Here is a 12,559-nt window from a genome sequence, read left to right as displayed (position 1 = left end):
TTACTAAGCAACTAACAGAAAACTTAGAATCTCAGAAACTTAGCATCTTAGAATCTAAAAAAAAAAACAAACCCCTCAAGCAATTCAACTCTTGAGGGGTTTTTTTAGCAAAGATTTGAGGTTCTTAGATAATTTAACTTAGAATCTCAGGACCTTAGAATCTTAGCGTCTTAACTCATTTTTACTTTTTGTCTAGGTTTTGTTTTAGCAATTTAGCGTGCTCTAAATGCGCTGTTAAACCTGCAATATTGTTAGAAGCCCAAGTTTTTACATCTTGGTCAACGGCATCTTTTGTTGCATCTTGAAGTTTTTTGATCGCTTTTTCGTGACCATCAATCATCATGTCTGCAAATTTTTTATCGAAATCAACTCCCGTTTTTTCGTTTAGTTTATTGTATTCCTCTTGACCTTCTTCAGTTAGAGAAGTTGGTAGAGTAAAGTTTTTCGCCTTTGCTAAAGCACTCACTTCAGAAGCCGATTTAGTGTGCTCATCAACAAGCATTTTACCAAATTTTTTCACTTCAGGGTTTGTACTTTTTGTTTGTGCCAGTTTACCGATTTCGATTTCAGCTAAATTAATTTCAGCTTGATCTACTAAAAATTCAGAATCATCTTCTTTGCTGTCAATAGAATCAAATTTCGCTTCATTTGCATCTTCTGCAACTTCTTTTGGATCTTCTTGTTTAGTTTCGTTTTTGCAAGATTGAAGGAATAATATAATAAGTCCTGCTCCTAAAATGGCTTTTCCGGCTAATAATAACTTTTTCATGATTTTAATAGTTTAAATGTTATGATGTAAAATTATTAAGAACATACAGGAATGTCTTACAGGATTTTGAGAGATTGTTATAGGATTTGGATGCTTTTATATAATTAGAAAATGTATGTTTGTATATTAAGAAGTAAAAAGATTATTCATGAAACAAAAAATTACAATTCTATTTCTTTTAGCTACAGCTTTTGTATCAGCTCAAATCAGTTATAAAGGTTTTATTGATAAATACCCAATCGAGTTTGTAACTGATATCTATTCTGATGGACAAGGAACGGCAATTTATGCTTATTCCAATTATGACACTCCAATTGTCTTAAATGCTAAATTAAATGGCAAAACTTTAGTATTTACAGAAAAAGATAAAAATGATAAAGAAACCGCGAAATTGAGTTTTGAAAATTATAGTTCTGAAAGTGATCAATTAAATGGAATTTGGAAAGATTTAAATTCCGGAAAAGAACTTAAAATCAGTCTGATAAAAGAGTTTGACCTTAATTATAATAATGGAGAAGAATGGACAGAAAGAGAAATTCTACAACCCGTTTGTTTAAAAGACAAATATTTTAAATTGGTTATTTTGAAAGAAAAAGGTTCATCTACGGTTTCTGGAATAAAAATTATTGAAAAAAAGACCGATAAATTAATTCAGAAGGTTGATATAGAATGCCAACTTTGGGGATTGCATAATATAAATGTAGGCGATTATAATTTTGATGGATTTGAAGAGTTTTCTGTTTTCGAATCTAGTTATGCAGGTCCAAATACTTCAAGAATATATTTTCTTTATAATCCAAAAACAGGAAAATATTTTGAAAGCGGTTTTAGCGGAACTTCTTTAGAATTTGACAACAAAACAAAAAGAATTTACGAGCATAATCAGTGTTGCGCTGGAAGAAGCGTAGAAAGAACTGAATATAAAGTGGTCAATAATAAAATGGTTTTGATTAAAAAGACCTGTATGGAATATGACGATAAAACACAGGATTACAAAAAGATTAAATGTGATTAATTATTTTATAATATTATAAAAATGAAGTTATTAAGAACATATAATGGGGGCTTACAGGATTTTTAGAGATTGTTGTAGGATTAAGGTTTACTTAAAAAATCATAATTTTAAATAATTATAAGAAGGAGATTGATTTATTAAAAATTATATATTTGAACCTAAAAAAAAATAATATCAAAAACTTTAAAATCAACTATTTTATGATTCGAAATTTATTCTTGTCAATATTTACTTTTTTATGTGTTGTAACATTTTCAAAACTAACGGCTCAGCAATTAACTTTTATTCCAAATAAAACAGATAAAGGACTAATCTTCGGATCAATTACATTTCCAAAAGAAAAAGCACATTTTAATGAGTATTTTATTCAGATTAGTTATAAAGCTGCAGATGAAAAAACTGCAAGAAAAAATTTTAAAGAAGTTCATATTAGTCCAGCTCAAATTTTTAAAATGAGACACAAGGGAGAGTTAGATAATGGACTTACTTATCTTTTTGCAATTGAAAGACCAGAAGGAGAAAATGAAATAACTGGAATTCGACTTTTTTCTAATAGTGGTTTTGCAATACTTCAAAAAAATAGTGGATTGGGAGGTTTTTCTATTCCCTTTAAAGTAAATAAAGGTGAGATTTTATATATTGGGAATATATTATTTAATGAATATGCTGAAAAAGGTGAGGTGGCTGTTAGCTATCAAAATAACTTTGAAAAAGATTTGGCAGGTATAAAAAATGTGCAAAAATATGTCTATTGGGATGGAGCAAAAGAAGATCAGTCAATAAAAATATCTTATAAAAAAGAAGATTAATATCCTTAAATTTTTAAAATAATCAAAATCCCAACTCCAAAAGAGTTGGGATTTTTTTTTCATTTCACATTCCACATTTCACATTTCATAAAAAAAAAAGAAAATTTACATTTCCACTTTCACAATTCCCATCCTACAAAAATGAAATTTCCTGCAAAAATTGTATAACAGAATGATCTTACTTTTTGAAGAACTTTGACTTATCAGATTTTTAGAAATAATATTAAAAATTACAGTCATGCCAAATCCAAGAATTAAGAATGAAGAGCAATATGAAGCATTGGTGAAAAAAGGATACAGCAAAGAAAAATCGGCTCGTATTGCCAATACTCCAGATGCGGGGAAGAAAGGTGGAAAAGCAAAACCTTATGACGAATGGACAAAAGAGGAACTTCTGAAACAAGCCAGTAAAGTTGGCATAAAAGGAAGATCTTATATGAATAAAAAAGCCTTGATTGAGTCTTTAAGAAATAACTAAAATTTAAAACAAAACATTAATGCGATAAAAATAGCAATATCATGAACGCCACAGCCAAAAAAGAAATCTTAATGAATCAGCTGATAAAAGCACCACATTTAGTAATTGAAAAACTAGATTTGGAATACATCAATGATTATCAATTGACAATTGTACGCTGTCGCGAAGGAGAAAATTTCGTTTATAAAAAGAACGGAAAGAATGTAAAAAGCAAACATGAAATTAAACGCATTAATAGTCTGGTACTTCCGCCAGCTTGGGAAAATGTTCGTATTACCGATATTACAAATGGACATTTACAAGCCGTAGGAACTGATCTTAAAAATAGAAAACAATATCGTTATCATCCAAAATGGAATTTGATTCGAAATCAGACCAAGTTTTATAAAATTGCTGAATTTGGATCTAAACTTCCAGCAATTAGAAAGCAAGTTGATCTAGATCTGGAACAGAAGGAATGGTCTAAAGAAAAAGTAACAGCTTTGGTTATTCGATTGATGGAAGAAACACATATTCGAATCGGAAATGAGAAATATGCCAAAGACAACAAATCGTACGGACTTTCAACTCTTAGAAAACGTCATATTAATATCAATAAAAATTCGCTCCGATTTGAATTTGTTGGCAAAAAAGGGAAACAGCATACTATTACGACCAGAAACAAACAATTAATCAAACTGGTGAGCCGTTGCGAAGAAATTCCAGGCTGGGAAGTTTTTAAATATTACGATAAAAACGGCGAGAAAAAAGTACTGGACAGTCATATGGTCAATGAATATTTGCACCAAATATCGGGCGAATATTTTAGCGCGAAAGATTTTAGAACTTGGGCAGCCTCTATTATTTTCTTTGAAAGCCTGATGGAAATAGGAGTGACTTCAGATGAAAAAGAAATCAAGCAGAATATCATAACTGCTTTTGATCTGACAGCCGAAGCGCTCGGAAACACCAGAAAAGTTTGCAAAGATTATTACGTTCATCCGCTTTTGATTTCGACTTATGAAGATGGTTCTATTCAGGAGTATTTTGATAAAGTTAAAAAAAGCAGAAGCACGAAAAAATATTTTACAAAAACAGAAAGTGCATTCTCGGAATTGATTCAAAATTATGAGATTAATCTAGAAGCATCATGTCAATAAAAAGAGTTGGAGCATCTCTCCCAAAAGTTTCAAAAGTTTGTAATACAAACAAAATCATTATTAACTAAAAAACTATTATTATGTTACGTTGGACAGTCACTTTTATTATTCTAGCCATAGTGGCGGGAATATTTGGTTTCGGTGGAATTGCCGCTGGAGCTGCTAGTATAGCAAAAATTTTATTCTTTATATTTTTAGTTCTTTTTGTTATTTCCTTAATAAGCGGAAGATCAACAAGAGTATAGAAGAAGTATCAGTAAATACAAACAAATCAAAAACGACACATTTCATTTAGTAAATGTGTCGTTTGTGGTTTCAATAAAAAAAGCCAAGTCATGGGAACAAAAAGCGGTGCTTACCAGGATGTTTATATTAAAAGAGAAGATGAAATGGTAAGCCTAAAGAATGATGTGACAGATTTTTGCGAAAAGTATATAAAACCTGTTCATCCTAAAGATTGGGATTGGTCAGTACGTGATTTTGAAAATCCTGAAAATGATCCGACAACTGCAGAAGCACGAGCTATTGCAAATGTGGTTTTTAAAGATTTAAATGCTAAGAATCACACCGATGTTGATCTTTCTACAATGAATAATGTTCATGCAATAAAAGCTTATCTGGATCCGAAAAGCAAACATGAAGCTTTTAATATGGAAGAATTCGCTTTTGCATTAAAAGTAGAGTTGGAACACGGTAGGGTAAAAGATGTAAATGTGACCAATAATCATCCGTTTTTGACCGCTATGATTGCGCTTGCACATATGACCGAAAGTCTGACTTATTATAAAAGGCTAAAAGTAATGGAGGCAGAGGGTGAGATTTATGAAATTATCAGAAAAATAGAGTCATCGCCAGTAGGTAAAGAAAAATGGTATATAGAATTAGGGAAAGCTGAGCAAGAGCTTAATGAAGCCAGAGCCGGATTAGCCGAGCGTTTAGCCCGAATGGACGATATTCCAGTATTGAAAATTATTGGAGATTAAGTAGTTAAGTTTTAGACTCAAAAAAAACCGTCTCGTTGTTCTTTAACGAGACGGTTTTTATTTTTGTAGAATGAACTATTACAATCTTCGCGGATCATTTTCTGGATACCTTTCATCATCCTTATCTTCCTGAACATCGTCTTCGATATAATCAGTATCATCTTCTTCATCAATATCCTCTTCGATGTACTCGTCTTCCTCGTCATCTTCATCGTCTTCCTCGTCAATGTCTTCCAAAACATCTTCGGTTTCGTTAAAGTCGTATTCGTCTTCTTTTAAATCGGAAGGATTATCAAATTCGTCATTTTCTTCGGCATAATTATCATCTTCTAGTTCAACTTCATAAACATCGTCGTTGTTATCTTCTAGATCTCTGTCAGTATGAAAATCATCGTTTAGATCGTCCAAATCATCATCACTTACAAAATCTTCTTGATCTGGATTTGGCCTGTTCGGATTGTAGCCGTTTCTTACCGTATAACCTCGCTCTGCAATCTCACGATTATCATTGTCGGGTTTTTTAACATCATCTAGATCTTCTGCCAAGTTTCTATCATTTGAAAAATGATTTTTGAAATCCTTATTCGTGCTGTTGTTTTTATCTATAGTATTCATGATCGCTGTTTTTTTAATGATTATATATACAAAGCTAGCATGAAGTTGACGGAATATATTATAAAATTATTTAGTGTAATTCTATAATTAACAGATGTTTAGAATGGAATTTTAACTTGTAATCATATAACCAGTCTCATAGTACAGGCAGTAATTTTACCAACATATTAATCATAAAAACTATTACCATGAAAACTACAGATAGTAAAAATGCAGCTACTGCAAAAGAAACTACACCGAGAGGAGTTACGAAGCCAAAGTCTAACGCCGCTTCAGGATTAACAGAATTATTTGAAGACGGATTAAAAGACATTTATTGGGCGGAGAAAGCACTACTAAAAGCCTTGCCTGTAATGGTTAAAAATGCTTCTTCTGTTGAATTGAAAGATGCAATTGATAATCATTTAACCGAAACCGAAGAACAAATTGTCCGTTTGGAAGAGGTATTTAAAATTATTGGCAAAAAAGCAACTGCAAAAAAATGCGATGCCATGGAAGGTTTAATTGAAGAAGCCAAAGGAATGCTGGAAGAAACAGAGCTTGGAGTAGTGCGTGACGCAGGAATTATTGCGGCAAGTCAGAAAATTGAACATTACGAAATTGCCACTTACGGCACTTTAAGACAATTTGCAGAAACGCTTGGTTTGCCAGAAGCAGCAACTTTATTGGAACAAACACTCGATGAAGAAAAAGGAGCCGATAAAACCCTTACAGAAGTCGCTGTAAATGCAGTGAATCTTGAAGCTGCCGAAATTGAATAGTAGTTTAAGAAATGAAATAAAAGTGCAGTTCTAAAACTGCACTTTTTTAGTTGAATAAAAAAATACAGTATATGCCCGAAGGTCCGTCTATAGTAATCTTAAAAGAAGAATTGCAGCAATTTACTGGACAGAAAATAATTTCTGTATCGGGAAACACTCATATTGATATTTCACGACTGAAGGATAAAACGATTCTTGCCTTTAAAACTTGGGGAAAGCACTTTTTAATCTGTTTTGATTCTTTTACGGTAAAAATTCACCTGCTGATGTTCGGAACCTACCGAGTTAACGAACGCAAAACTTCAAAACCCAGACTTAGTTTAGTTTTTGATAAGGGCGAAATTAATTTCTACACCTGCTCAGTTAAAATCTTAGAAGGCGATATCAATTCTCATTATGATTGGAGCGTTGATGTAATGAATGAAAATTGGAATCCGAAGAAAGCACAGATGAGCATTGAAAAAATGCCTGAAAAAATGATCTGTGATGTACTATTAGACCAGGATATTTTTTCTGGAGTGGGCAATATCATAAAAAATGAAGTTTTGTACCGCTGTTATGTTCATCCAGAGTCGATTGTAGAAAAGATTCCGCCTCATCTTATAAGCCAGCTCATAGCCGAATGTTCTATTTACAGTTTTGAATTTTTATACTGGAAAAAGAAATTCGAACTGAAACAACATTGGGAAGCTTATACAAAAAGTATTTGCTTACGATGTAATCTGCCGTTTGAAAAAAAACAGACGGGAGATCGTAAACGCAGAAGCTTTTTCTGCACCAATTGTCAACAACTATACAAATGAAAAATCAAGTAATAATAGGATGTTCAAGTTTTTATAACAGTTTTTGGAAGAATATTTTTTATCCACAAAATCTGCCTTCAAAGCAATGGTTTGATTTTTATTGCCATCATTTTGATACGTATGAATTTAATGGAAGTTTTTATAAATTTCCAACAGTAAGAATCTTTCAAAATTGGTACAGTAAAACGCCTGAATCTTTCAAGTTTTCGATTAAAGTGCCAAAAGAAATTACCCATATCAAAAAACTGCAAGAATGTGAAGGTCTGCTTAATGACTTTTATCAGGTCTGTAAAGTGGGTATGAAAGAAAAACTTGCAGCTGTTTTGTTTCAATTTCCGCCGAGTTATGTTTTTAGCCGGGAAAAATTAGAAACCATAATCAATAGTTTGGATTATAATTTTAAAAATGTGGTCGAGTTTCGTCACGAAAGCTGGTGGAATGATGAGGTTTGGACTGTTTTCAAAGAAAATAATGTTACATTTTGCAGTGTAAGCCATCCTAATCTTCCTAAAACTATTTTTAAAGATTTTCCGCTGCTTTATGTGCGATTTCATGGAGTTCCGAAATTATTTTACTCCAGTTATTCTACAGAAGAATTACAGCAAGTAAATCACCAAATTCATTCCAAAAAAGGATTTGTATACTTTAATAATACAGCAAGTGAAGCAGGTATTTTGAATGCTTTGGAATTGAAGAGAATGAATGCTTAAGTCTGTCTTTTTTTTTTAACGCAAAGTGCACAAAGTTTTTTTTATTGTGAAGGCTTAATGCATGCGTGAAAAAGTTCGCAAAGTAAGTTTAATTTGCTTGCTGAATAATTTTTATTTCCCGCAGATTTTACAGATTTAGTAGATTTTTTTTTTAATCTTTTTAATTCTCTTAATCTGTGGCAAAAAAATAACCGTGTCTATCTAAACGAATTTTTTTTAACGCAAAGCGCGCAAAGTTTTTTTTTTATTTTGAAGACTTAATGCATGCGTGAAAAAGTTCGCAAAGATTTGAGTTTAATTTTCTTGCTGAATAATTTTTGTTTCACGCTTCCGATTACAGATTTAAACAGATTTTTTTAAATCTTTTTAATCCTTTAATCTGTGGCAAAAAAAAATAACCGCAAAGAGCGCAATGTATACACAAGGTACGCAAAAGAAAAAATCTTAGCGAACTTAGCGTATACTTTGCGCTCTTTGCGGTTAAAAAAACTTTAAAAAAGCTATAATTTCAAGCTTCCTTCAATTCCGTCATCCATCGTTTTTCCTGTTACAAAAGCCGCTGTCATTTTTGCAATAGCAACCATTTTTCCGTTTTTGTTGTTCCAATAGTAACCATCTTCAGGAACTACTTTTATAACACTCAAATTCGGATCGTCTACACCGCCAGGCATCCAGATTTTTACTATAGGATTCCATAATTTTTCGATAGTTTCTCGATCGTACGAAATACTTGCGGTTCCGTGAAGCGTTAGAAATTTATCATGCGGTTCAGAAAAGAATATTTCAACCATCGGATTTAATGTAATATCTGCATTCTGACTGCTGTTTCGGTCAGATAAAAACCAAAGCTGTCCCAAATCATCAATTTTCTGAACAGACATTGGTCGTGACTGTAATCTATATTCATTGTATGTACAAAACATACATGTTTTAATATGCTCAGCAAGATCTTTTATTTTATCTACTGCAAATTCATCTGTAAGGTCTTTATGATCGCCCATAATATTAATATTTTTAAGTTAATTACTTGACAAATAAAGTCTTGTTTGTCATTGAAATAGCTAAAAGTAAAGTTGGCTCTTTTTGTCCGTTTACAGATTATATAATTAAACTTATAAATTATGAGATTTCAATTTGCTTTTTTTGTAAGAAATTAGTTTAAAATCTGGTTGTTACATAAAATTACATTATATTTGAGACATTATAATTCGAAGCCAAAAGATAATGACTGATTTTACGATATACTATACTGATGACGATGAAGATGATTTGTGTATTTTTGCTGATGCCGTAGAATCTATACCTCAGAACATTAAACTTCAAACGTATTCTGGCGGACAGAATTTTTTAAACGCAATTTGCGATCCGCCTGCTACACCTTATGTCGTTTTTTTAGATTTAAACATGCCTGGAAAAAATGGCTTTGATGTTCTAGAAGAACTTCGAAATTCAGATTATAAAAAAGATATTCCTGTTGTAATTTATTCTACTTCAAGCGAGCCTGGAATTATAGAAAAATGCCGTAAACTTGGCGCCAACTGCTTTATTACAAAGCCAGTTTTAATGAATGACATTATAAAATCTATAGAGCATGCAATGCAAATAGATTGGGAAAAATTTATTCCCAATCAATCTAATTTTGTGTTTAAATATTAATTTCAGACAAATCGGGAATATAAATATTAAAAGTAGAACCTTTACCTTTTTCGCTAGAAACTGTGATAAAGCCTCTATGATTTTCGACGATTTTTTTCACGATTGCAAGACCAATTCCAGTTCCTTTGTATTCACTTTCGGTATTTAAGCGCTGAAAAACTTCAAAGATTTTTTCTTTATAAATAGGTTCAAAACCAATTCCGTTATCTTCCACTTGGAGATGAAGGTAATTTTTGTCTTTAAATTCAGCATTAGGAAGCAATTTTCCATCAATTTGAGTAGCAGAAATTTTCACTTCTGGAGGAACACCAGGTATAGAAAATTTCAAAGCATTTTCAACCAAATTATGTACCAACTGTCTAAACTGAAACTGAATAAGATTTGCTTCTCCTAAATCATGATATTCTACAATAGCATTTTTTTCTTCAATTCGATCAGAAAAATCACTTATTACTTCTTCTGCAATTTCGTCTATTTTAACCGTTGTAAAAATACGATCGGCAGAATTGGTACGCGAATAGGTTAATAAATCCTGAATTAGATTTTGCATTTTCTTTGCCGAAAACTCAATTCTAGCTAAATAAGATCTGGCATTTGCCGAAATATTCTGCTCGTCTAAAGTTGCCAATCGACTTGCAAAAGTCTGAATTTTTCGCAGCGGTTCCTGCAAATCATGGCTTGAGATATAAGCAAACGACTGCAATTCTATATTCATATTAATCAAATCCCTGTTTTTGAGTTCCAATTGTGTGGTACGCTCTATAATTTGATCTTCTAGTTTATTGGTAAAGTTTTTTTGCTCTTCTATATCAGTGCTTGTTCCAACCCACATTTGAATCTTTCCAGATTCATCCAATTGTGCTATTGCACGGCTGAGCTGCCATCTGTATTCGCCATCATAGCGCTTAAAACGGTGAATGAAAAGAAAATCATTTCCTGTTTTTACAGATTCCATCCATAGTTTTACATTTTCCTCGCGGTCGTCGGGATGCACAATTTGAAGCCAGCCATTTTTGTCAATTTCTTCTTTAGACAATCCAGAATAGCTGTAAACTGTTTCATTAAAATAATTCAGATTTCCTAGAGTATCACTCGTCCAGATGAACTGAGGAATAGAATCGGCGAGAAGTCTAAATTTTTGTTCGCTCTTCATTAAAACGTGCTGACTTTCTTTTTCGATTGTAAAATCCATCACAGTTCCCAACATTTTGGAAGGTTCGTTATTTTCATCAAAAAAGATTTTCCCCTGAACTTTAATCCATGCAATTGATTGGTCTAGTTTTAAAATTCGAGCTTCATATTTGTAAATTCCAGTTTTTAATGCTTCCGCGAAAGCGTCTAAAACAATATTCTCGTCTTCTGGAAGTATACGGTTTCGAATGTCTTGATGTACAATCTTTGTATTTTTCTCAAATCCAAAAATATCTAGAATAGTATCGCTATAGATGAGTTTCTTTGTTTTAAGATTCAAATCCCACATGGCAATTTCGGCGATTTCAGTAGCCAAACGTGTTCTTGCTTCGGCAGTTTCCACTTTTTTTCTGGCTTTAACCTTAGAAGTTACATCATAAACCGTGCACATTACACCAGATGCTTTTCCGTTTTTTTCGTATAGCGTAGTATATTCGTAATCCAGATAGAATTTTTTGAGACTTCCTTTAATATCAACATAAGCCACAGCTTCATTCTCCCGAATCGTTTTTCCATTGACCAAAACATCATGTAATAATTCAGGATATTTTTGGTTTTTCAATTCAGGAAAAACATCTAGTAACGGAATGCCAATACATTCTTTTTCTTCCTTTTGCCAAATATTATACATCATGGCTTTATTGGCCATTTCGATAACGAAATCTTTTCCTCTAAAAATTGCCATTGCAATAGGAGAATCAATTACAATATTTCTAAAAGCTTTTTCATTTTCTTCAAGGAGATATCTGCCTTTTACTTCTTCGGTTACTTCATATGCAACTACAATAACTCCAGTAATCTCGTTTTCTTCATTTAAAGGGTAAAAAACGAGATTGAAATAAGCTAATTCTTCTTTGTTATAACGATTTAAGGTTACAGCAAATTCATCTGCATAGTATGGTTCGCCAGTTTCGAAAACCTTTTTTATAATAGGATATGCAGTTTCTCTAGTTTCGGGAACAGAATCAAAAATAGACTTGTTTAATATGGCACTTTCTTCTCTATCAATGATATGGAGATAAGTGGTATTGGCCATCTCGACAATTAGATCGGCTCCTTTTAAAACACAAATTCCGAGAGGCAATTGTTTAACTGTATTTCTAAAACGTCTTTCGCTTTCTTCGAGTTTTTTGCGAGTAATGATTTGATTGGTAGTTTCATTACAAATTACCAAAACGCCATTTGTTTTTCCGTTTTCATCATTTACAGGACTATAACTAAATGTCCAGTAAACATCTTCCAATTTTCCATTTCTATAAATCGGTAATAATTGGTCTTCGTGCCATGTGGCTTCTCCATTTTGAAGTACTTGATCGATTAGAGGCTTAATAAAATCCCAGATTTCAGGCCAGTAATCGGCTCCTTTTTGGCCTAGAATAGAAGGATGTTTTCCATCATTTCCTAGACTTGGACGATAGGCATCATTGTAAAAACAAATATGATCTTGTCCCCAAAATAAAAACATGGGGAATTTAGAGTTTAGAAGAATTCCTAAAGTAGTCCTAAGACTTTGAGGCCATGATTCTATAGGCCCAAGTGTAGTTTTACTCCAATCTTTTGCGCGAGTAAGCATACCCATTTCTCCTCCGTTTGCGAGAAAATCATATTTGTTGCTATTCATTAAAATCTT

Annotated in this window: 14 protein-coding genes; 10 read left to right on the top strand and 4 right to left on the bottom strand. The window is 32.4% G+C overall.

Annotation, left to right across the window (positions count from 1 at the left end):
- Positions 1-181: 181 nt before the first annotated feature.
- Positions 182-769, bottom strand: coding sequence for a DUF4142 domain-containing protein (locus AC3Y25_RS03735; protein ID WP_250835757.1), 588 nt, complete (start codon positions 767-769; stop codon positions 182-184).
- 148 nt (positions 770-917) lie between these two features.
- On the opposite strand from AC3Y25_RS03735, the gene AC3Y25_RS03730 reads away from it, so the two are divergent.
- From AC3Y25_RS03730 to AC3Y25_RS03705, 6 genes are all read left to right on the top strand, one after another.
- Complete coding sequence (locus AC3Y25_RS03730; RefSeq protein ID WP_489901784.1) at positions 918-1,784, top strand: XAC2610-related protein; 867 nt, start codon at positions 918-920, stop codon at positions 1,782-1,784.
- Between the two features lie 200 nt (positions 1,785-1,984).
- Positions 1,985-2,593 carry a hypothetical protein gene (locus tag AC3Y25_RS03725; RefSeq protein ID WP_250835759.1) on the top strand — a complete coding sequence of 203 codons (609 nt, stop codon included), beginning with the start codon at positions 1,985-1,987 and terminating at the stop codon, positions 2,591-2,593.
- 238 nt (positions 2,594-2,831) lie between these two features.
- Positions 2,832-3,071 (top strand): DUF7218 family protein, encoded by a 240-nt coding sequence (locus AC3Y25_RS03720; protein ID WP_095927614.1) that lies wholly within the window; start codon positions 2,832-2,834, stop codon positions 3,069-3,071.
- Between the two features lie 41 nt (positions 3,072-3,112).
- Complete coding sequence (locus AC3Y25_RS03715) at positions 3,113-4,210, top strand: DNA topoisomerase IB (protein WP_489901783.1); 1,098 nt, start codon at positions 3,113-3,115, stop codon at positions 4,208-4,210.
- Between the two features lie 80 nt (positions 4,211-4,290).
- Complete coding sequence (locus tag AC3Y25_RS03710; RefSeq protein ID WP_008463190.1) at positions 4,291-4,455, top strand: DUF1328 domain-containing protein; 165 nt, start codon at positions 4,291-4,293, stop codon at positions 4,453-4,455.
- A gap of 90 nt (positions 4,456-4,545) precedes the next feature.
- The gene (locus AC3Y25_RS03705) at positions 4,546-5,193 is read left to right on the top strand and encodes a DUF5661 family protein (RefSeq protein WP_489901782.1); all 648 of its coding nucleotides are present in this window, start codon (positions 4,546-4,548) and stop codon (positions 5,191-5,193) included.
- Between the two features lie 78 nt (positions 5,194-5,271).
- Here the strand turns inward: AC3Y25_RS03705 and AC3Y25_RS03700 are convergent, their stop codons facing one another.
- Complete coding sequence (locus AC3Y25_RS03700; RefSeq protein ID WP_489901781.1) at positions 5,272-5,808, bottom strand: hypothetical protein; 537 nt, start codon at positions 5,806-5,808, stop codon at positions 5,272-5,274.
- A gap of 188 nt (positions 5,809-5,996) precedes the next feature.
- Between AC3Y25_RS03700 and AC3Y25_RS03695 the strand changes: the two genes are divergently transcribed.
- Genes AC3Y25_RS03695 through AC3Y25_RS03685 form a run of 3 tightly spaced genes read left to right on the top strand, consistent with a single transcriptional unit; the run spans position 5,997 to position 8,082 of the window.
- Positions 5,997-6,569 (top strand): YciE/YciF ferroxidase family protein, encoded by a 573-nt coding sequence (locus tag AC3Y25_RS03695; protein WP_489901780.1) that lies wholly within the window; start codon positions 5,997-5,999, stop codon positions 6,567-6,569.
- 50 nt (positions 6,570-6,619) lie between these two features.
- Positions 6,620-7,372 carry a DNA-formamidopyrimidine glycosylase family protein gene (locus AC3Y25_RS03690; RefSeq protein WP_489901779.1) on the top strand — a complete coding sequence of 251 codons (753 nt, stop codon included), beginning with the start codon at positions 6,620-6,622 and terminating at the stop codon, positions 7,370-7,372.
- Positions 7,369-8,082 carry a DUF72 domain-containing protein gene (locus AC3Y25_RS03685; RefSeq protein ID WP_489901778.1) on the top strand — a complete coding sequence of 238 codons (714 nt, stop codon included), beginning with the start codon at positions 7,369-7,371 and terminating at the stop codon, positions 8,080-8,082. The genes AC3Y25_RS03690 and AC3Y25_RS03685 overlap by 4 nt, the downstream gene beginning before the upstream one ends.
- 500 nt (positions 8,083-8,582) lie before the next feature.
- Here the strand turns inward: AC3Y25_RS03685 and AC3Y25_RS03680 are convergent, their stop codons facing one another.
- Positions 8,583-9,083, bottom strand: coding sequence for a pyridoxamine 5'-phosphate oxidase family protein (locus AC3Y25_RS03680; RefSeq protein ID WP_489901777.1), 501 nt, complete (start codon positions 9,081-9,083; stop codon positions 8,583-8,585).
- 223 nt (positions 9,084-9,306) lie between these two features.
- Between AC3Y25_RS03680 and AC3Y25_RS03675 the strand changes: the two genes are divergently transcribed.
- Positions 9,307-9,738 (top strand): response regulator, encoded by a 432-nt coding sequence (locus AC3Y25_RS03675; RefSeq protein WP_379800294.1) that lies wholly within the window; start codon positions 9,307-9,309, stop codon positions 9,736-9,738.
- Here AC3Y25_RS03675 and AC3Y25_RS03670 read toward each other — a convergent pair.
- Entirely contained in the window at positions 9,728-12,550 is a 2,823-nt protein-coding gene (locus AC3Y25_RS03670; protein WP_489901776.1) for a PAS domain-containing sensor histidine kinase, read from the bottom strand. The genes AC3Y25_RS03675 and AC3Y25_RS03670 overlap by 11 nt on opposite strands.
- Positions 12,551-12,559 lie beyond the last annotated feature (9 nt).

The organism is Flavobacterium sp. LK-23 (assembly GCF_058135255.1).
This window is presented reverse-complemented; position numbering and strand designations above follow the sequence as displayed.

Excerpts from the sequence above, each read along its gene's own strand:
- AC3Y25_RS03735 (WP_250835757.1), bottom strand. The coding sequence starts at position 769 with ATGAAAAAGTTATTATTAGCCGGAAAAGCCATTTTAGGAGCAGGACTT.
- AC3Y25_RS03730 (WP_489901784.1), top strand. The coding sequence starts at position 918 with ATGAAACAAAAAATTACAATTCTATTTCTTTTAGCTACAGCTTTTGTA.
- AC3Y25_RS03725 (WP_250835759.1), top strand. The coding sequence starts at position 1,985 with ATGATTCGAAATTTATTCTTGTCAATATTTACTTTTTTATGTGTTGTA.
- AC3Y25_RS03720 (WP_095927614.1), top strand. The coding sequence starts at position 2,832 with ATGCCAAATCCAAGAATTAAGAATGAAGAGCAATATGAAGCATTGGTG.
- AC3Y25_RS03715 (WP_489901783.1), top strand. The coding sequence starts at position 3,113 with ATGAACGCCACAGCCAAAAAAGAAATCTTAATGAATCAGCTGATAAAA.
- AC3Y25_RS03710 (WP_008463190.1), top strand. The coding sequence starts at position 4,291 with ATGTTACGTTGGACAGTCACTTTTATTATTCTAGCCATAGTGGCGGGA.
- AC3Y25_RS03705 (WP_489901782.1), top strand. The coding sequence starts at position 4,546 with ATGGGAACAAAAAGCGGTGCTTACCAGGATGTTTATATTAAAAGAGAA.
- AC3Y25_RS03700 (WP_489901781.1), bottom strand. The coding sequence starts at position 5,808 with ATGAATACTATAGATAAAAACAACAGCACGAATAAGGATTTCAAAAAT.
- AC3Y25_RS03695 (WP_489901780.1), top strand. The coding sequence starts at position 5,997 with ATGAAAACTACAGATAGTAAAAATGCAGCTACTGCAAAAGAAACTACA.
- AC3Y25_RS03685 (WP_489901778.1), top strand. The coding sequence starts at position 7,369 with ATGAAAAATCAAGTAATAATAGGATGTTCAAGTTTTTATAACAGTTTT.
- AC3Y25_RS03680 (WP_489901777.1), bottom strand. The coding sequence starts at position 9,083 with ATGGGCGATCATAAAGACCTTACAGATGAATTTGCAGTAGATAAAATA.
- AC3Y25_RS03675 (WP_379800294.1), top strand. The coding sequence starts at position 9,307 with ATGACTGATTTTACGATATACTATACTGATGACGATGAAGATGATTTG.
- AC3Y25_RS03670 (WP_489901776.1), bottom strand. The coding sequence starts at position 12,550 with ATGAATAGCAACAAATATGATTTTCTCGCAAACGGAGGAGAAATGGGT.